This is a genomic window from Streptomyces sp. NPDC057877 (assembly GCF_042796855.1).
Lineage (GTDB): Bacteria > Actinomycetota > Actinomycetes > Streptomycetales > Streptomycetaceae > Streptomyces.
The window spans coordinates 648,524-665,593 of record NZ_JBHVMS010000003.1; the positions used below are offsets into that span (position 1 = coordinate 648,524).

21 protein-coding genes are annotated in these 17,070 nt (G+C 69.5%); 6 read left to right on the forward strand and 15 right to left on the reverse strand.

Going from position 1 to position 17,070, the window contains the following annotated elements; all coding sequences use genetic code 11:
• Nucleotides 1-50: 50 nt before the first annotated feature.
• The 13 genes from ACFVQG_RS10725 to ACFVQG_RS10785 form a co-directional block, all read right to left on the reverse strand.
• Nucleotides 51-236 carry a helix-turn-helix transcriptional regulator gene (locus ACFVQG_RS10725; protein ID WP_383379308.1) on the reverse strand — a complete coding sequence of 62 codons (186 nt, stop codon included), beginning with the start codon at nt 234-236 and terminating at the stop codon, nt 51-53.
• Nucleotides 237-690: 454 nt separating this feature from the next.
• Nucleotides 691-2,169, reverse strand: a complete 1,479-nt coding sequence (locus ACFVQG_RS10730) for an ATP-binding protein (RefSeq protein WP_383379312.1) — start codon at nt 2,167-2,169, stop codon at nt 691-693.
• A 2-nt stretch (nt 2,170-2,171) separates the two neighbouring features.
• A complete protein-coding gene (locus tag ACFVQG_RS10735) occupies nt 2,172-3,020 on the reverse strand; it encodes a bifunctional DNA primase/polymerase (RefSeq protein ID WP_383379315.1) in 849 nt (282 codons plus the stop codon).
• Nucleotides 3,017-3,670, reverse strand: coding sequence for a DNA cytosine methyltransferase (locus tag ACFVQG_RS10740; protein ID WP_383379318.1), 654 nt, complete (start codon nt 3,668-3,670; stop codon nt 3,017-3,019). Before ACFVQG_RS10740 ends, ACFVQG_RS10735 begins: the two co-directional genes overlap by 4 nt.
• Nucleotides 3,671-3,761: 91 nt before the next feature.
• Nucleotides 3,762-4,223, reverse strand: a complete 462-nt coding sequence (locus ACFVQG_RS10745) for a hypothetical protein (protein ID WP_383379322.1) — start codon at nt 4,221-4,223, stop codon at nt 3,762-3,764.
• A gap of 170 nt (nt 4,224-4,393) precedes the next feature.
• A complete protein-coding gene (gene traB / locus ACFVQG_RS10750) occupies nt 4,394-6,430 on the reverse strand; it encodes a plasmid transfer protein TraB (RefSeq protein ID WP_383379325.1) in 2,037 nt (678 codons plus the stop codon).
• A gap of 12 nt (nt 6,431-6,442) precedes the next feature.
• On the reverse strand, nt 6,443-6,988 hold the full coding sequence (gene traA / locus ACFVQG_RS10755) for a plasmid transfer protein TraA (RefSeq protein WP_383379328.1): 546 nt from the start codon (nt 6,986-6,988) through the stop codon (nt 6,443-6,445).
• A gap of 19 nt (nt 6,989-7,007) precedes the next feature.
• Nucleotides 7,008-7,508 carry a hypothetical protein gene (locus ACFVQG_RS10760; RefSeq protein ID WP_383379331.1) on the reverse strand — a complete coding sequence of 167 codons (501 nt, stop codon included), beginning with the start codon at nt 7,506-7,508 and terminating at the stop codon, nt 7,008-7,010.
• Between the two features lie 40 nt (nt 7,509-7,548).
• Entirely contained in the window at nt 7,549-7,935 is a 387-nt protein-coding gene (locus tag ACFVQG_RS10765; protein WP_383379334.1) for an RRQRL motif-containing zinc-binding protein, read from the reverse strand.
• A complete protein-coding gene (locus ACFVQG_RS10770) occupies nt 7,935-8,915 on the reverse strand; it encodes a DUF2637 domain-containing protein (RefSeq protein ID WP_383379337.1) in 981 nt (326 codons plus the stop codon). The genes ACFVQG_RS10765 and ACFVQG_RS10770 overlap by 1 nt, the downstream gene beginning before the upstream one ends.
• Nucleotides 8,912-9,370 (reverse strand): hypothetical protein, encoded by a 459-nt coding sequence (locus ACFVQG_RS10775; protein ID WP_383379340.1) that lies wholly within the window; start codon nt 9,368-9,370, stop codon nt 8,912-8,914. Before ACFVQG_RS10775 ends, ACFVQG_RS10770 begins: the two co-directional genes overlap by 4 nt.
• Nucleotides 9,367-9,696 (reverse strand): hypothetical protein, encoded by a 330-nt coding sequence (locus ACFVQG_RS10780; protein WP_383379343.1) that lies wholly within the window; start codon nt 9,694-9,696, stop codon nt 9,367-9,369. Before ACFVQG_RS10780 ends, ACFVQG_RS10775 begins: the two co-directional genes overlap by 4 nt.
• Nucleotides 9,693-9,965 (reverse strand): DUF6284 family protein, encoded by a 273-nt coding sequence (locus tag ACFVQG_RS10785; protein ID WP_383379346.1) that lies wholly within the window; start codon nt 9,963-9,965, stop codon nt 9,693-9,695. Before ACFVQG_RS10785 ends, ACFVQG_RS10780 begins: the two co-directional genes overlap by 4 nt.
• Nucleotides 9,966-10,524: 559 nt before the next feature.
• Between ACFVQG_RS10785 and ACFVQG_RS10790 the strand changes: the two genes are divergently transcribed.
• The 4 genes from ACFVQG_RS10790 (at nt 10,525) to ACFVQG_RS10805 (ending at nt 13,615) form a co-directional block, all read left to right on the forward strand.
• Nucleotides 10,525-11,328 carry a GntR family transcriptional regulator gene (locus ACFVQG_RS10790; protein WP_383379349.1) on the forward strand — a complete coding sequence of 268 codons (804 nt, stop codon included), beginning with the start codon at nt 10,525-10,527 and terminating at the stop codon, nt 11,326-11,328.
• Nucleotides 11,325-11,990 (forward strand): YdcF family protein, encoded by a 666-nt coding sequence (locus tag ACFVQG_RS10795; RefSeq protein WP_383379354.1) that lies wholly within the window; start codon nt 11,325-11,327, stop codon nt 11,988-11,990. The genes ACFVQG_RS10790 and ACFVQG_RS10795 overlap by 4 nt, the downstream gene beginning before the upstream one ends.
• An 80-nt stretch (nt 11,991-12,070) precedes the next feature.
• Nucleotides 12,071-12,832, forward strand: coding sequence for a hypothetical protein (locus tag ACFVQG_RS10800; RefSeq protein ID WP_383379357.1), 762 nt, complete (start codon nt 12,071-12,073; stop codon nt 12,830-12,832).
• A gap of 342 nt (nt 12,833-13,174) precedes the next feature.
• The gene (locus ACFVQG_RS10805) at nt 13,175-13,615 is read left to right on the forward strand and encodes a VOC family protein (RefSeq protein WP_383379359.1); all 441 of its coding nucleotides are present in this window, start codon (nt 13,175-13,177) and stop codon (nt 13,613-13,615) included.
• A gap of 20 nt (nt 13,616-13,635) precedes the next feature.
• Here ACFVQG_RS10805 and ACFVQG_RS10810 read toward each other — a convergent pair whose 3' ends face one another.
• Nucleotides 13,636-13,824 carry a hypothetical protein gene (locus ACFVQG_RS10810; protein WP_383379362.1) on the reverse strand — a complete coding sequence of 63 codons (189 nt, stop codon included), beginning with the start codon at nt 13,822-13,824 and terminating at the stop codon, nt 13,636-13,638.
• Between the two features lie 323 nt (nt 13,825-14,147).
• On the opposite strand from ACFVQG_RS10810, the gene ACFVQG_RS10815 reads away from it, so the two are divergent.
• Nucleotides 14,148-15,431 carry an alpha/beta hydrolase gene (locus ACFVQG_RS10815; protein WP_383379365.1) on the forward strand — a complete coding sequence of 428 codons (1,284 nt, stop codon included), beginning with the start codon at nt 14,148-14,150 and terminating at the stop codon, nt 15,429-15,431.
• 6 nt (nt 15,432-15,437) lie between these two features.
• Here ACFVQG_RS10815 and ACFVQG_RS10820 read toward each other — a convergent pair whose 3' ends face one another.
• Entirely contained in the window at nt 15,438-16,307 is an 870-nt protein-coding gene (locus tag ACFVQG_RS10820) for a bifunctional DNA primase/polymerase (protein WP_383379368.1), read from the reverse strand.
• A gap of 377 nt (nt 16,308-16,684) precedes the next feature.
• On the opposite strand from ACFVQG_RS10820, the gene ACFVQG_RS10825 reads away from it, so the two are divergent.
• A complete protein-coding gene (locus tag ACFVQG_RS10825) occupies nt 16,685-17,011 on the forward strand; it encodes a hypothetical protein (RefSeq protein ID WP_383379371.1) in 327 nt (108 codons plus the stop codon).
• Nucleotides 17,012-17,070: the final 59 nt, after the last annotated feature.

The following is a 17,070-nucleotide window of genomic DNA, read 5'->3' on the forward strand; positions in this document are numbered from 1 at the left end:
AAGAGGGGCCCCGCCGCCTGGCAGGACCCCTCTGGAAGTGGTGGTCGGGCTCAGGCGCGCATCTCACAGTCCGCCCACCACGCGTCCAGGTCGCTGCGACGGCAACGAATCTGGCCGTTGGGGAGCTTGATGAGCTTCGGCGCCTTGCCGCGAGCGCGCAGGCGATAGAAGGCGGCCCGGCTCATGTCGATCTCTTCGAGGACTTCGGGCAGCTTGAGCATCTTGGGGCGGGCCATCAATGACTCCTCAACAGTCAAGGCTCTATCGATCTCGGGGGGCCGTGTCTGTCCGAGGTTCGGATTTCTGCGTCACCTGCGTCATGTGCGTCACTTAGACCGTTGACCTGCGGTTTTGGGGTGACGCAGGAACCCGGGGGTGCGTCACTGGTGACGCAGACCTCCGTCACGGGGTGACGCAGGTGACGCGGGGTGACGCAGCCGGGGGCCGTCTGCGTCACTGTTGTTTCACCAGGTCACGGGCCGTTTACGGCGCGTGGGTGACGCAGGTGACGCAGCGTCTCTCTACTTCGGACAGAGAGAGGGTGGTGTCCGTTGCAGCGCGCGGCTCAGTACGCGAAGAAGGAGCCGCTTCGCGGCGCGACCGTTGCAGGGCGGCGCAGCCGCCGAACAGCAAGAGGAGCACCGGCGCCCGGGTGCTCTTCTTGCCTGTGCTTCAGCGAGGGCGGGCCGGTCAGAAGGCCGCTGCCTGCTCTTGGAAGGGCGGCGGGGCGGGAGGGCGCGCGAGTTCGATGTAGCGGGCTGTGTTGCTGCGTCCCCAGTCGATGAGGACGCCGCGGGCGGCAAGGGTGGGCTGAAGCCGCTTGAGGCGGTCCGAGAGGACTTTGCCGGTGGTGGGCCAGCCTTTGGGCAGGGGGCGGCAGTCCTCGCCGCTGTAGAGACCGGTGAGGCAGTACAGCCATTCCGCGGACGTCATGCGTTGTTCCGCCCCCGACTCCAGGCTCGCCGCGTACTTCAGCACGGTCTGCGCGAGCAGGTCGCCTTCGATGACGTCGTCATTGAGGTCATCCAGGCTGGCCCGGTACGCGGCCAGGGCTCCCAGTCCGGTGGCGGCATCGAGCTGTGCGCACAGGTGGGCGAAGTCGGCCATGCGCAGGTCGGAGGGGATGTCCGCCTGAGCCGCCCGAACCTGAACGGTCAGATCGAGCAGGGAGCCGAGGATCACGGGCAGCACTTCCGCGTATTCCGCCCACAGCTCTGCTTCGGTGCGACGGACCTTGGGCCGCTCCAACCGCAGCGGCAGGAGCCGTTCGGCAAGGTCGGGTCGGATCACTCCCACGTCGATACCGGTCAGGAGCAGGGGGCGGCGGTAGCAGACCCGGAAGACGTCCCCGTCGGTGAACAGGGCCCGCTTGACATCCTCGGCGCCGGTGACGATGCGGCACATCGCGTCGGACAGGTCCGGGGTCATGTGGGAGAGGTTGTCCAGCGCGGTGACCCAGCCCGCGGCCACCGCCGCGATCAGGTTTTCCTCATCCTTCGGGGCCCGGCGCAGGTCGCCGCTCATGCCCTCGATGATCCGGACCAGCATCCGCCCGCCGGTGGACTTCCCCGCGCCCTGGGGGCCGGTGAGGAACGGCGCGGGCACGGGCACGGACGGACCGAGACAGCCGATCAGCCAGGCGATGGCCAGGCACTCGGTCTCCGCGGTGGCGAAGTTGCACAGCCTCAGCAAGAGATCGATGCCCTTGCCGTTGGTGTCCTTGACCGGCAGGGGGAGTTCGCCGGTGAGCTGGGTACGCCGCCAGCACACCTCACGCGGGTCAGGGATGGCGATATCCCACCCGGTGGGGTGGATGCGCACCGACCGCCCGTCGTTGCGGCCCAGGTCGAGCCACGTGGCCCCGTCGCGTCCGGGGGCAACCCGGATGTGGACGCGTTCCACGTCCTCGGTCAGCGCGAGCGCTTCGATCAAGTCCAGTGCTTCCTTAAGGGCGGTTCCGTTGAACACGCCTACTCCGTCGCGGAAGAGGCCCACCATGAGTTCCTGCCGGTGGCTTCCGGTGGTGCCCTGGGAGCGGATGGGGCGGGCCACGGGGTGGCCGATCCGCTGCGCGTACACGGTCCCGTCAGCCGTGCGGAAGTACCGGAAATGTTGCTGCGCGTAGTCGGTGATGACCTCGCGGGCCGGGGTCTTGTCGTCCTCGGCCATGGTCACAGCCCCAACCGGGTGCGGGCGTTGGTCCACGCGTCGGCGCAGTGCCGGGGCGACTCCCCCTTGACCTGCGCGGCGGCGAACAGCCGTTGCACGTGGGCGTCGGTGAGGCACCCGCACCGGCCGTGGGTGGAGAGCACGGCGAGGAACGTGCGGTAGACGGTCGCATGGATGGCTTCACGGGCACCGCTGATGCGCTGTTCGGCCATGGCGATCCCGCATTCCAGGTAGGTGGGCGTGCGGTGGCGGCACTCCCCGCCCCCGACCGGCGCGGGCGCGCTCACGCCGTACGCGGCGGGCCGGACCGTAACGGGTTCCTTCACGGCCAGTGCGTGCACCGCGTCCGGCAGGGAGGCCATGGTGCCGGTTCCGGGGCCGAGGTAGCGGGCGTAGGACATGGTCGACTTGATGTCGACGCCGGGACGGACCGCGTTGTGTGACGTCATGGCGCCCCGGTAGATCCAGTGCTCACCGCGTGTCGTGGCCACGGTCCGGGTGACGGGCAGCGTGGCGCGGGCCCAGGCGACCGTGTCCGGGTCGTCTAGGTCGACCACGGTCAGGTCGGCGGCGCCGGGGTGGTAGGCGACGCAGACGGCCCGCCGCCACGCGGCCGACCAAGGCGGGGAGGTGAGGACGTGCGGGTCGGTGGTGGCGGCGGCCCAGGCGTGGCAGACGCCGGGGCACCGGCAGAGCCCGGGGGATTTCATGTTGGGGCGCCCGCCGCACGCGTTGTCCTTGCACGCGGGGCAGTTGCCAAACGGCACCTTGCCCCGACGCAGGGGCAGCACCGGGATGCCGTCCGCCGCGAGGCTCAAAGCAGTGCGCAACGGGTGGAGCGTCGCGGTCATGCCGCATCCCTCCCTTCGAGGGCGAGGAACTGGGTGGCGATCCACTGGGTGTAGGCGGGGGGTACGGCCTTGCGGGCTTCGAGGTTGGTCATCCAGGTGCAGCCCATGGCGTCCGCATACGCCCGCTCGCCCTTGTGCTCAAAGGCCAGCAGACCTTTGCGGTGCCAGCAGGGCGGGACCAGGTCCCCGCCGCCGCCCCACGAGGTTTCGAAGACGCGGTGGCGTCGGACGGGGAGGGCGAACTGGGTGCCGCACAGCAGGTAGTCGGGGCGCAGCAGTCCGGCGGTGGCGGTCTCGGGGACGTTTTCGATGACCCACGGGCGCCCGGTGGCCTGCATGACCTCCCGGCCGGGGCCGATCAGGTCGGGGTGGTCGTCGGGGTTGCCGCGCCACCTGGTCACGGTGGCGTAGCGCTCGCACGGCCAGGAGCCGTGGACCAAGTCGAAGGTGTGGCCCTGGTCGGCGCAGTAGTCCAGCCCGTCGGCTTGGATGAAGGGGAAGGGGTAGTTGGGCTGGGGGCGGATATCGACGCCGACGACGTCGAACCCGGCGAGGTAGTAGCCCATGGCCAGGCCCCCTGCCCCGCAGCACAGGTCCAGCAGGCGCGGCCGGTGGCCGCGCACTCGCCGCAAGGGGACGGGATGCGTCATGCTGGGAGACCTCCAACGAGTCTGCTGAGGACGGTTGGACAAGGGCGACCCCGCGTTCTTTGGCGAGAGGTGAGGGTCGCCCTTGGCGTAGCTAGCTGTGGAAGTGGTTGCGCTTGAACGTGGCGCGGCGGATGTTGACCGTGGTCCCGCCGCTGTCGTGGCGGCTCGCGCTGAAGATCTGGACGGCGATCCAGCCACCGAAGATCACGGCGGCGAGGATGATGAGCTGGGTGATCAGCGCGGTGAGTGCGGCGATGAACGAGGTGAGCAGGAGCAGTCCGCCGGACACGGCGAGGAAGCCGACTCCTCCGAGGGCGATGTTCACCGCGGCGCGGGAGACGGGCGGTTTCGTGGTCGCCGGTACGGGGAGCGGGGCGGGCGCGGGGTTGAGGGTGTAGCCGGTGACGACCTGGCCGTTGGGCAGCACGATCGACTGCACCGCCGGGGGCGTGCTGGGCTGCACCGGCACCAGCGGCGCCGGGACGGGCGGGTGCACGTTGATCGGCTGGGGGTGGTGGATTTCGACGTGCGCGGGTCGTTCGGAGTGACCCATGCGGGTTCCTTCCGGGACAGCCGCGGGCCCGTGCGTGAGGGTGCGTGCGCGGGCCCGCGGGTGGGTGTGACGTGACGGTGGTGGGGGTGTGACGGGCCGCTGTGATGGCGCGTCACACCCGCGCCTGCCTAGGGGTTTGGGTGTGACGGGCCCGTCACATGTGACGGGTGTCAGGCGGCCGTGAGGGCGGGGACGATGCGCCACCGGCCGGTGGTGTTCGTCGGCTGCAACCGGCCCTCCAACGCGGCTTCCTTGAGCCGCTTGGACACCCACGAGCGGGACAGGCTGTGCTGGTCGCACCAGTCCATGAAGTCCTTCGGACCGACGACCATGTGCCCCTGCTCCTCGAACTCCGTCAGCGCCTGCTCGAACAGACGGCGGGCTTCCTCGGGGGTGGGCTTGTGACCGGGCTCCTGCCCGAAGATCGGGGCGTCGTCGCCCGGTTCGTCGTCGGGGAGGTCGGCTTCGGGGTCGATGTGGTCGTCCTCGGGGTCGACCAGCGGACCGTATCCGGTGTCGTCCATGTCGTCCTCCTCGACGGCGGTCCGGTGCCCGCTGGTGTCGTCGCCGGGGGCGGGGCGGCCGGTGTAGGCGCGGCCCGCGACGCTGGACGCGGCGCCCGCGGTGATGGGGTCGGCGGTGGCACCGTTGCGCTGCGCCCATGCCGCCAGGACTTCCATGCGGGAGACGGACCGGTGGGTGAACGCCCGTGTCCGGCCCGGCGAGGGGTAGCGCGCCTCGTCGATGCCGGGGCTGACCACGTAGCAGTAGCCGGGGCGCCGGTTGCCCCACGCGCCGGGGTGGGCGCCCGCGTCGATGACAGCTTCCGGCAGCGAAAATCCCTCGTCGCGCGGGTCGCAGCCGAGAGCGATCACGGACGGCAGGGACGCGCGGGTACTGGTCGACATCTGGTCGTACGACGGCCGCTGAAGCGACACGACCAGCGAGACACCAGCGGAACGGGCTTCCTGCGAGATCCCGGTGAACACGTCGTCCCCGAGGTCCCTCAGAGTGCTGGCGGCCTCTTCCATCCACGCGACCAGGAACGGCATCCCCTCACAGCCGCACGCCCGTCCGTCCGGGCGACAGGTGTGGGCGGTGCTGGTCTGCCGCTCGGCGCACTCGGGGAGCCACTGGCGGTAGGAGTGCTTGCCCAGCCACGCAGTACGGGCCGGGATCGCGGCCTTGATGGCTTCGACCATGACCTCGGTCGGGGCGCCGCCTTCAGCGGCCCAGTCGATGCCCGGCAGCAGGGGGCGGAAGTCCTGGAACATCTTCGGGTCGGACAGCCACAGCAGCACATCCCGACGGGAAAGGATCTCTGTCTGGAGGTTCAGCGCGGCGTCGCCCTTGCCGGAACCGGTGCCCCCGGCGATCAGGACGTGCGTGGAGTTTCGCTTGGCTTCCGGGTCGCCGGGCAGCCACAGCAGCAGCGGGGAGCCGTCGTCGTAGCGGCCGATCACCAGCGGTTCCGCGATCGAGCCGCCCAGGTTCGACGGGCCCTCCCACTCCACGAACTCAGCCAGCATGTCCTCTGGCACGATCACCAGCTCCCCGCGCCGCGACGACCCCGGATCGGGGATGTAGCGGACGGCGGAGGTCGGCAGGTCCAGCGCGGACGCGATCCGGGCCAGGGCTTTGGTGACGTCGTCGTTGGTCTGCTCGCCCGGCTCCAGCGCGAGCGGCGCGGTGACCCGGTTGGGCTCCACCTTCGCCTGCCCGATCTGCGCGCGGGCCAAGCCGACCTTGGCCAGCAGTCCCTTGTCGGAACTCTCGCCGGTCGGTTCGGGGTTGCGGCGCAGGACCATGCGCACGTTCCACGACAGCGCCGCGGCCGGGCCGCCCATCAGGTACAGGTCGTCCAGCGGCCCGGCGGCGGGGCCCGCCAGGCAGGCCCCGGTCAGCCAGGCAGAGCCCGCGGCCACGGTGATAGCGGAGTGCAGGCGGCGAGAGTAGCTGGTCGACCGGCCCATGAACCAGGTGGCGCCGGTCAGCACCACCGAGCCGAGGGTCAGACCGACGCCCGCGGCGGTGCTGTCCTGCCACCGCAGGCTCCCCAGCCATCCGGCCGCGCCGACCCCTGCCACACCGAGCCACGGCGGCAGGTGCGGCTTGGCCCGGTGCAGCAGGTAGGCGCCGAGACCGGAGGCGTTGGAGGCGCCCTGAAGCTGGATCTCGTGCAGTTCGTCAGCGTTGCGTTCGACCATGACCGAGTCTCCTTACTGCTGGGCCCAGTTCATGACCGGCTGTTGCGGCTTGCGGGCGCGGTGACGGACGCGGTTGATCTCTTCCTCGAACTCCTGCTGGAAGGTGGAGTAGGTGGCCGCGGCGTTCTTCGCGGCGTCGCGCAGCGCGTCCGCGGACCGCTGCATCTTGCGGGCCACCTTCCGCGCCCGGATGCGGGAGCCGAACGCCCGCCCCTCCGGGTCCGGAACAGCGCTCAGTACGCCCTTGAGGATCTCGGCGCCCATGGCGACCTCGATGGACAGCGTCACAGCCGCCGCCCGCAGGGTGTTGCAGTAGTTCCGCACCTGCGCCGGGGAGGTGAACTCCGGCGAGGGCAGCAGCGCTTCGGCGTGTGGACGGCTGCCACCGGCCCGTGCCGCGTTCTTGGTGTTGTTGACGGTGACGTTGATCGGCGGCACCAGCGAGCCGCCGAGCGCGCCGACGAAGCCGCCCGCAGCCGCCCCGGCGCTGGCGAACTTGCCGGTCTTGGGGTCGTTCACCGGCCCACGCGGACGCTGGCCGTTACTGTTCTGCACCATCTCAGGTGTCCTTTCCGGGTCAGCGGGTGCGGCGGACGACGGACCATGCGCTCTGCACGGCGATCAGGGTGAGCAGCCACACCAGCTCCAGCGGGCCCGCCAGCGGACCGAACCCGGCGGCCAGCGCCACCCAAGCCGCGGCGAGGGTGGCGAGCACCGTCAGGCCGATACGCCAGGCCAGCGCGGACCGCCGGGCCGGGCGGCGCAGCTGCACGAGCGTGAACCATGCCGCGGGCGCCACGGCCAGCGGCGCGAGCACCAGGGCGGACCACCAGCCCAGCACGTGCAGCAGCGCGGTCACGGCCAGCGCCAGCACGGCGATACCGGTCGGGGCGAGGGCGCGGCGGTGGTCCCACAGCATCAGCGCCAGACCGGACAGCACCTGCCGGGTCAGGGAAGGGCGTTCGGGGACCACGATCACGAACGGGTCCAAGCGGCGTCGGCCCCGCTGGCGGGGCAGGCGGACGGTGTGGACACCCGCGGCCGTCCTCACGGCGCGGGTGCGGGTACGGCTGGACACAGCAGACCTCCCAGGTCTGAGTGAAAGAAAGGGGGGAATGTCAGGCGGCGGCGCACTGGTGGTCAGCGGTCAGGCAGTAGCCGCACACGCCGTACGAGCGCGGGATGCAGTAGCCGACGTCCAGTCGGCAGCAGGGGCAGGTACGGCGGGCGAGCATCGCCAGCGCCAAAGCCCCCCACTTGCGGGACGTCATCGGCCGGACCGGCACAGCGCGGTCAACGCGGTACAGGTAGGCGACACGGACCGTCCCGGTGCGCCGGTTGATCAGCATGAGCTGCGCGGCGATCGGCTGACCTCCCGGACGCAGGCCACGGGCCCGTAACTGGCGGCGGGTGGCCAGACCATCCGGGGCCAGGCGCCACGGGTACGTCGGCACGCCGTACCGGGCACCCGTGGGATCGAAGCAGTCGCTGAAGGCGGTCGGCATCACTGACCACCCACAGCCACCAGGTGCGGCCGGTCACCGTCGCCAGCGTCGCGCAGTTCCTGATAACGGGTGGAGACCCAGCCGACTGACCACCCGCACAACTCGGCAGCGGCCCGCACCGGCAGACCCGAAGCGAACGCGGCCGTCACGATGCGGCGGGCTTCGTCCTCGGGCAGCTTGGTGTGTGCCGGGCCGCGCTCCAGCAGAGCGGCGCGTTCACGAGCTGCCCGTTCGGCGCGCTCCCGCTCGTCGGCTTCCGCCTGCTGGCGGGCCTGCTGTTCACGCTGGAGCCGCTCCTGCTCACGCTGTTCACGCTCGCGTTCACGGCGTTCACGAGCCTCCCGCTCGGCGGCTTCCGCGCGCTGCTGGGCTTCGCGCTCCTCACGCCGCTGCCGTTCCTCGCGCTCCGCTTGCTCGCGGGCCATGCGGGCTTCGTGTTCACGCTGTTCACGCGCCAGCATCGCGGCGTGCTCGCGCTCCTCCCGGACCGCCGCGCGGGCCTGCTCGGCACGCTCGCGTGCGACCTGCTCGCGCCGCTCCCGCGCCGATTCCTGCTCGGCTTGCAGCGCGGCCACCGCGCGGGCGATGGCGCGTCGGTAGGCCAGGCTGGTCTCCGCTGTGACGATCAGCAGCAGCGGCGCCACCGCGTGGACAGCCACGCCCACCGGGTCTTTCTTCAGCGCGGAATCGGCCGTGTTGAGGGCGAGGGTCATCAGGCCCGTCATCCAGCGCAGCACGACGGGCCAGCGTCCGCCGTGCCCACCGAGGCGGGCCAGTACGTCATCCAGCTTGACCACGATGACGACCGCGGCGTCCACCACCAGGGGCAGGATCGGTGCCGTCCAGTCCCACTCATCAGCCGTGTGCGCGGCCATCAACGGCGTCACGGTGAGGATCGAGTAGAGCATCGCCCCGCACACGATCAGCCATGTCCCGGACGACAGAGCACGCTCCGCTGAACGCGTCTGAACACTGTTCATGCCGCACCCCCGAGCGTGTTCGGCACGGGCATGTACGCCCGGCGGAACCCGTTGGAGTCGGCCGTGTAGATGAACGCCTCACAGCGCCACTCGGAGGCGGACGCCGGGCGTTCACGCGCGGGCACCCACGGCGTCCCGGCGGGCACGCCGTGCGTGGCCGTGTCGGCGTAGGCGTCCACACGGGAGGCGTAGATGGTGTGCGGCTCGCCGTAGTGCATGAGCACCGTCAGCGTCTCGCCCTCCACCGGCTCACGCCTCAGTTCCTCACGCAGGCGGCTGATCTCGATCTCGTTCAGCAGGAGTTCCTGCTGCGCGGCGGACAGTTCGTCCATGGCGTGCGAGAACATCTCACCCACCTCAGAGGCGGCACTCTCTGCACGCTGCGCGCGGTCGAGGGCGGCGCGGGCGTCGTCCTCCAGCCGGGCAAGGCGGGCCTGAGTGACGATGCGGATCACGCCACACCCCCAACTGGAACCGGGGCGCTGACCTGCGCGTAGCCCGTCAGGCAGACCACCGCGCCCGCGTAGTCGACGCTCGCCCGCAGGACGCGGGTACGGCCGTCGCTCTGCTCGCGGTAGGTCACGGCGTCCGGGGCGACCCCCAGGGCTTCGCGCCACGCCTCGAAACCCGGCAGGTCGTCGTAGAACGACAGCTCCAGCCGCTCCGGGTAGATGGTGGACACCTGCACCGACGGTGCCGACAGGTGCCCGAAGTCCGCCGCCAGCATCCGCAGGGCTCGCAGCGGCAGGGCCATCTCATCCAGCCTCAGCGTGTCCGTCATGCCGCACCGCCGGGAAGGCGCGCACCGGCCGTCGTCTGGTTGAGCAGGGCGACGCGAGCGGCCAGCGCACGGTGACGGGCCCGGCGGATGCGCCGTTCATCGAACTTGGTCGGGACCCGGTCAAGGGTCGCGATGTGCGCGTCCAACAGGTCGACGTCCGCCAGGATGACAGGCATCTCCTGCTCGATCGCGTCCAGCTCCGCGTTCGTCGGCTCGGTGAAGTCCGGGAACGCCGTAACGGCGTCCTGAGGTGTGACAACGTGGTTCATGGGTCGCAGTTCCTTCCAGAGAGGAACGGCCCGAATGCGGCTCCCGGGTGGCACCCCGGGAGCCGCTTGCCGTTGGAGCGGTACATCCGGCTCCCCGCACCCCCGCCCGTACGCCCTCGCCTCACGGCGGGACGGACGGGCGAGAGAGGCAGCCGACCGCAGCACCGAGCGCCGCGGACCGAAGTGGACCGGTCTTACAGGTCAGGCACCGCGCGGCCGGTCCGTTCGCGGCGGGTGCCTTGGTATGTCGTCGGCTCACAACCGACCTCCCACGCTCATAGGGACGTGAGGCGCGGCTCCATGCCGCACGGTCCGCCTTTTCGACTCGGGGAGGCGGGGCCCACCTATGCAGTTGTCAAGGAACGACCAGCTCAGGGCCCACGCGCGAACGTGAGCGATCCCGAATCGACCAGCCACCGAGGGAAGCCCAAAGAGGAGCCACCTCGCTTCGCTGTCCTAGGACTGCAAGCGGCCTGAGATGAGAATGCATCGCAGTCCTAGGACTGTCAATAGTCCTAGGACTGTGTGCTTCACTGGGACCTGTCGAGAGGAGTTCCGCGTGGCAGCGAAAGCGCCAAAGTGGCGGGAACTGGCGGATCGGTATGCCGAGCAGATCAGGGCTGGCCACATCGAGCCCGGCAAGCAGCTTCCGCAGATCAGGGAGCTAGTAGAGGCAGGCGAGGGCTCCAAGGAGACGGTGCACCGGGCCTACAAGGCACTGGAAGCCGAAGGGCTCGTGACCATGACCCGTGGGCACGGCACCGTCGTACGCCCAAAAGCGCCACTGAAGCGGTTGGGCACCGAGCGGTACGACAAGGCCAAGTGGCGGGACGGCGACGAAGTCGCGTTCATCGCGGACCGGGTGGCGTCCGGCCGCTCGTACCGGCGGAATGAGCAGACGCAGACGGTCAGCCGGGTGAAGGCGCCCGCCGCCGTGGCCGCTGCGCATGGCCTGCCCGAGGGAGCCGACGTGTACGCGCGGGCCCGGCTGATCAAGGAAGGCAACCAGCCGACCCACACCCTCACCAGCTACTACCGGTCCGAACACGTCGAAGGGACCCGCATCGTTGACCCCACGCCGGGGCCCGCTGGACGGGGCGGCGGATTCCGCGTCCTATACGACGCCGGATACGAGATCGACAACATGACGGAGGAACTGTTCGCACGGGTGCCCACGGCTGAAGAGGCTCAGCTACTCCAGCTCTCGCCGGGTGAGTGGGTGGTGGAATTGCACCGAACCACTCGCACGGCGGACGGGACCGTGGTGGAGTTCGCCATCGGTGTGCACGCCGCGACGCGCTTCGCGTGGTCGTACGACTTCAAGGTGCCCGACTCAGCGAAGACGGAGGGGGAGAGCAAGTGATCTCGGCTCAGGCGTGGGCGGACGCTCAGCGGCTGTGGGACTTCCAGCAGATGGGGCACGAGCCGCGCCCCTGCTCCGTCGCCATCGGCCTCGGCAGTCACGACCTGGGCGTGGCCGACACGACAGCGGACCTCTACCACCGGGGCATGGCCCCGGTCATCGTCTTCACGGGAGCGACCAGCCGCACGACACGTGAGCGGATGCCCCGCGGGGAAGCCGAGCACTACCGCGAGCGCGCGATCGAGCTGGGCGTTCCCGAGCAGGCCATCCTTGTCGAGCCGAACGCGCGCAACACGGGCGAGAACATCCGCTTCTCCCGCGCCCTGCTGGAGGAACGGCAGGTGCCCGTGTCGTCCGTCCTGCTGGTCAGCAAGCCCTATGAGGAACGGCGCGCGTACGCGACCGCCCGCAAGCTGTGGCCCGACGTCGAATGGGTCTGCGCGTCCACGCCCATGACGCTGGCCGACTACGTCGACTCGATCGCAGACGCCCGGCTCGTCCTAGACATGCTGGTCGGTGCCCAGCAACGGCTCATGATCTATCCCCAGCAGGGATTCATGATCGAGCAGGAGATTCCCGACGGCGTCAAGGCCGCTTACGAGCGGCTGCGGGAGTACGGATTCACGAGCCGACTTGCTCCGGAAACCGCAGATTCGCCCTAAAGCAGCTCCAACCCAAAGCCGCCCCGAGAATGGCAGCCGTGTCGGGGCGCTCTGTCACTGGAACGGGCTAACGTACTCCCGTGGCTCAGTACATCGATAACCCTGCCGGGCGGCTGCACAAGTTCCTGCTGGACCTGCATGCAACCCACCCAAATGATCAACAGCAGAAGCAGAAGCAGGCCTGGCTAGCCGTTGTTGAGATGGTCGGCAACGATCTCGGGGTGGCCGGAGAAGTTCAGATCATCGGCGCCGTTGCGACTCTCCCCAGGCAGATCCGAGAGGCGGTGTCGCAGCTCGCCGTAGATGACGAGCGCAAGGAGCACTTGCTTCTGCATCTGGACGAGGTGGAGCGAGGCATTGACCACCTGCTGGGTCGACAGACGCTCTGGCACACGTTTATCTGCTTCGCGACCAACGGAGAGGTGCCCCGCTCCGCAGCGATCAGCGCTCTGTCGCATTGCTCGTATGAGCTGCATCAGGCGATGCCTGAGACAGTCGTCTCAGACGAAGACTTGGCGCGCATCATCGATATGGTCAACGGGTTGATCAATGAGGTGCATGGAGCGAAGCTCCCTGAAGCGGTGAAACGCGCCATGCTTAACCACCTTATGGCTCTGCTGCAAGCCGCCCACAATGTGCGTATCGCGGGGACTCAGCCTCTGGACGATGCCCTGTTCGCGCTGACCGGCTCGCTCGGGCGGACGACGTCCCCGGAGGAGCTTGAGCGGGCCGGTTTGTGGGAGAGACTGAAGAGTGCTCTGCAGACCTTTGATCTCATGTTGTCGACCAGTCAAAGTGCTGGCCAGATTGGCCAGGCCATTGCGGGCATCCTGACCGGTTGAAGAGGGCGTGTGGCCATCCTGTGGCCAACTTGATCACGCCGAAGCCGTAAGCAGCGGGAGATGCGCAGGTCAATAGCCCCTTTATGCGGTTACACTTGACGGTCTTGAAAACCGTCGTGGCGCGAGTCACCGTGGGTTCAAATCCCACACCCACCGCCCAGCGGAACGGCCCCTGACCAGGTATGGCGGTCAGGGGCCGTAGTCGTGCCCGCTGTCTGGTGGGTTCGCTGACGCAGGTCTGCGGAGTTCGGTGGTTCGCTGATGTCGAGAAGGGGGCGTCGGCTTCGTCCCAGGGGTAGCAGTGGCCGGTACCGGGCGCGTGAGGGAGAAGGAGACGTCGGCATGGCGATTCAGCGGATGGACAACGTGGGCATTGTCGTCGAGGACATGGATGCCGCGGTCGCGTTCTTCGTGGAACTCGGTATGGAGCTGGAGTGGAGGGGGGAGGTCGCGGGGCTGTTCGCGGATCAGTGCACGGGGCTAGACGGTGTGCGCTGTGACGTCGCGATGCTCCGGACGCCGGACGGGCACAGTCGGCTGGAGCTGGCGAAGTACCGCAGTCCCGCGGTGATCAGTGCCGGGCCGCGTAATCGTCCGCACAACGTACTCGGGACGCACCGGGTCATGTTTGCCGTGGATGACATCGAGGAGACCGTTGCCCGACTGCGCCCGCATGGGGGCGAACTCGTCGGGGAGATCGCGCGGTTCGAGGACAGTTATCTGCTCTGCTACCTGCGGGGGCCGGAGGGCGTCATCGTTGGCTTGGCCGAGCAGTTGGGGTGAGGAGGGGGCCGGGGTGTGGGTCAGCGTTTCAGGGCCCGGTAGTGCTTGAGCAGGGCGGTGACCTTGGTGTGGTTCGCCTCGCCGTTCAGTTCCGTGAGGAGATCGTCCGGGCAGAGTTCGTAGAGGTCGCCCCACCAGCCGCGCCGCTTGTTGTCCCAGATGCGGTAACCCCCGGGCACGCCTCTCGCTACGTACTGTCGTCGGCTCATGTCGCTCATTACACGGGCCGGGGATTCGGGGAGTCCATCGAGTAATTCCTCGGGTGGTCCAGGGGGCAGTCCGTCGACGTCACTCGTGCCGCCGTCTTGTGCTGCGTCCGCGCAGGGTGGGACGTAGCGTCCCTGTTGTGTGCATTTTTCCCCGAGGGCGTCGGCTGATCGGCGGTGTGGTGGTCGGTGGGGTGCTGTTGCTTGCCGGGTGTGGCGGAGGTGATGGTGCCCTTGGGGAGTTCTATGAGCAGGAGGTGGACTGGGCGGGGTGTCCCGAGGGTGAGGTGTCGGGGGCGTCGCGGTTCGAGTGTGCGACGGTCGTCGTGCCGTTGGACTACGGCGAGCCGGGCGGGGAGACGATCAAGCTGGCGCTCAATCGGCTGCCCGCGGGTGATCAGGGTCGGCGGATCGGGGCGCTGTTGACCAATCCCGGTGGGCCGGGGGTGTCCGGGCTGCAGTACGTGTACCAGACCGCCCCCGAACAGCTCAGCGCTGAGCTGCGGGGCCGTTACGACATCGTCGGGCTGGATCCGCGCGGGGTCGGCAAGTCCAGTCCGGTGCGGTGCATGACGAACGCGCGGCTCGCACGCCTGCAGCGGAGCGGGGCCGATCCGGTCAAGGTGGCCGAGGCGTTCGCGGAGAGCTGTGCGGAGAAGTCGGGCCGCCTCCTGCCGTTCGTGGGGACCGACAACGCCGCCCGTGACCTCGACGTCGTCCGTGCCGCGCTCGGTGCGGACAAGCTCGACTACCTCGGGTTCTCGTACGGCACCGAACTCGGCCAGTACTACGCCGAGCAGTTCCCCCGACGGGTCGGCCGGATGGCGCTGGACTCGGTCGTCAATCCGACGACCACCCGGGACTTCGCCGCCCGGGCGGTCGCGTTCGAGACCACGTTGGGGGTCTTCGTCCAGTCCTGCATTGATCAGGGGGACTGTCCGATGGGTACGCGGCGCGGCACCGTGCTGGAGGAGATCGGAGATCTCGTTGCGCGAGCGCGGTCCAAGCCGTTGTCGGCGGGGAGGGCCAATCCGCCCGTCAGCTCCAGCGTTCTGGTGCAGGGTATGTATCAGGCCATGTATCAGCAGGACACGTGGCCCGCGCTTGCCAAGGCCCTGGCCGGTGGCTTCGACGGCGACGGGGAGCGGCTGGGCGCCTTCTTCCAGGACGGTGGGGACGACGATGGCGTCACCATCGGGGCCAATATCGCTGTGGAGTGCCTTCAGTACCGTCCCGAAGACCGCACCCCCGAGGCGGTCAGGGCCGCCATCGCCGAGGCCGGGCGGGACGCGCCCCTGTTCGGCAAGGAGTTGGCCGCGCGTGTCCTGTGGGGGTGCGCCAAGTGGCCGACGCCTTCCATCCCCCAGGCCGGTCGCGCCATGACGGCCCAGGGCGCGCCCGAGATCCTGCTGGTCAACAACCTCAACGATCCCGCCACCCCGGTCAGTGGCGCCCGCGCCGTCGAAGGCCAGCTCGACAAGGCCACCCTCGCCACCAACGCCTCCGGCGGCCACCTCTTCTACCCCCAGGGGCCCTGCACCCGGCGGGTCGTCGACGACTTCCTGGTACGGGGCAAGCTCCCGGCCAAGAGCCAGGCCTGCGACGACTGAAGCGGGTCAGGGACGGCCGTGGCCCGTCAGGCGGGCCGCTGAGGCGATGGTCGCCCGGGCCTCGCGCTCCGTGAGGCCGGTGCCGAGGGCCGCTTCGATCAGGGACGGGAGCAGGTCGGGGGCGAGGCCGTTCTCGTAGGCGCGGCAGGCCGCCCAGAAGAGACGGGTGTTGCGCTGGCCCTCGTGGGCGGCGAGGACGAAGTGGACCAGGCCCTGGCCGTGGGGTGTGCCCCCCGGCTGGATGGTCGTCGTCGGGCGGGGTGGCGGGAGGAGCAGACGGAGCAGGGTCGCGGGGCAGGGGGCCGGGGGGAAGCGGGCCGTGCCGGGGGCCGTGGTGTAGGTGCCGTGGTCGGTACGGGAGCCGGGGCCGACCAGGTAGCCGCCCGCGCCGCGGATGTCGATGCCGGGGGCGAGGCGGCCCGCCGAGTTGGGGACCGCGACGTCCGGTGGGCCGGTCAGCCAGAGGTGGCGGCCTCCGCTGGGGGTCAGGACGACCACCGTGGGCGGGATCGTGAACAGGTGGCGCAGCGCCAGTTCGCGCAGGGCCGCCGAGGAGTCCGTGCCCGACTTGGTGTCCAGGTCGATGCCGATCAGGTGGTGCGGGGGCAGACCGCAGGCGATGCCGTAGCCGGTCGCCCAGGGCGCGGCGGCGAACAGTTCGCGGATCCGGCGTGGGTCGGTGGTGGCGTCGTACACCCCGTGCCCGAAGCGGCCGCACTCGCCGTGGCAGGGCGGGGCGGTCGGGTCGTCGCGGTGGGGGGAGCGTAGAGCCGGGAGCTTGGTGCGGGACAGGGGGATGACGGCCAGGCCGCGTTCGGCGGCGGACAGGGCGTGGGCTAGGGCCAGGGTGGTGGCCTGCCGGTCGGTGGTGGCCATGGAAATAGTTTCGTACGCGTGTTCGAAGAAGGGAAGGGGGATTGGGGCGTTCGTGGGCGCGACTCGCCGGAGCGGGGAGGTTGGCCGGAAACGTGCCGGAACGCTTCATCCCTTGTGGCGCTTGGGGTGGCGCTGCCCGTACTGCCCTGGCCTGTGAAGTGAAGTGGCGAAAGGGGTTTATCGACTTGTCATCACGCTTGGGGGCGAATCGGGGGGTCCGGGGTGGTTCGCCGGGGATTCGGTGGGCAACTCTGATCTCGCGACGTCGTGCTTCACCACACCGAGGTGGTCGGCCAACTGCCCTGGTAACAGCTCTACTTCACGCATCCGCGGTCAAACAGACCGCCTGGCGCACTGGGTTCTGGGAGGAACACAACATGGCAAGCATCCGTACCGCCCGCGTCATCGCCGCTGTCTCCGCCCTGCCGCTCGCCGCCGCCCTCTTCTCCGGCGCCGCGACCGCTGACAACGGCTCCTTCGCGGACAACGGATCGAGTGCGGCCGTCACCAACGCCTTCGCCGGTGTCCTCGGCAGTGGTGTCGGCGGCGACAACAGTGGCAACTCGTCCACCACCCAGCAGCAGGCGACCGGCTCCGGTGCCTCGAACCAGAGCAACACCGCCCAGGTCGACGGTTCCGCGTTCACGGCCGTCAACCAGGGCAACGACAACACCGCCGTCAGCTTCACCCCGCTGTGGTGGTGATGCGGTGAACTGAACTCCCTGGTGGGGTGTGCTTCTTGGGGTAACAAGGTCAGCCTGCG

Bases quoted from the DNA above. Each gene is read 5' to 3' on its own strand.
- ACFVQG_RS10780 (WP_383379343.1), bottom strand. From the start codon at position 9,696: ATGACGGACACGCTGAGGCTGGATGAGATGGCCCTGCCGCTGCGAGCC.
- ACFVQG_RS10765 (WP_383379334.1), bottom strand. From the start codon at position 7,935: ATGCCGACCGCCTTCAGCGACTGCTTCGATCCCACGGGTGCCCGGTAC.
- ACFVQG_RS10745 (WP_383379322.1), bottom strand. From the start codon at position 4,223: ATGGGTCACTCCGAACGACCCGCGCACGTCGAAATCCACCACCCCCAG.
- traB (WP_383379325.1), bottom strand. From the start codon at position 6,430: ATGGTCGAACGCAACGCTGACGAACTGCACGAGATCCAGCTTCAGGGC.
- ACFVQG_RS10735 (WP_383379315.1), bottom strand. From the start codon at position 3,020: ATGACCGCGACGCTCCACCCGTTGCGCACTGCTTTGAGCCTCGCGGCG.
- ACFVQG_RS10820 (WP_383379368.1), bottom strand. From the start codon at position 16,307: ATGGCCACCACCGACCGGCAGGCCACCACCCTGGCCCTAGCCCACGCC.
- ACFVQG_RS10805 (WP_383379359.1), top strand. From the start codon at position 13,175: ATGGCGATTCAGCGGATGGACAACGTGGGCATTGTCGTCGAGGACATG.
- ACFVQG_RS10810 (WP_383379362.1), bottom strand. From the start codon at position 13,824: ATGAGCCGACGACAGTACGTAGCGAGAGGCGTGCCCGGGGGTTACCGC.
- ACFVQG_RS10730 (WP_383379312.1), bottom strand. From the start codon at position 2,169: ATGGCCGAGGACGACAAGACCCCGGCCCGCGAGGTCATCACCGACTAC.
- ACFVQG_RS10725 (WP_383379308.1), bottom strand. From the start codon at position 236: ATGGCCCGCCCCAAGATGCTCAAGCTGCCCGAAGTCCTCGAAGAGATC.
- ACFVQG_RS10785 (WP_383379346.1), bottom strand. From the start codon at position 9,965: ATGAACCACGTTGTCACACCTCAGGACGCCGTTACGGCGTTCCCGGAC.
- ACFVQG_RS10825 (WP_383379371.1), top strand. From the start codon at position 16,685: ATGGCAAGCATCCGTACCGCCCGCGTCATCGCCGCTGTCTCCGCCCTG.
- traA (WP_383379328.1), bottom strand. From the start codon at position 6,988: ATGGTGCAGAACAGTAACGGCCAGCGTCCGCGTGGGCCGGTGAACGAC.
- ACFVQG_RS10740 (WP_383379318.1), bottom strand. From the start codon at position 3,670: ATGACGCATCCCGTCCCCTTGCGGCGAGTGCGCGGCCACCGGCCGCGC.
- ACFVQG_RS10770 (WP_383379337.1), bottom strand. From the start codon at position 8,915: ATGAACAGTGTTCAGACGCGTTCAGCGGAGCGTGCTCTGTCGTCCGGG.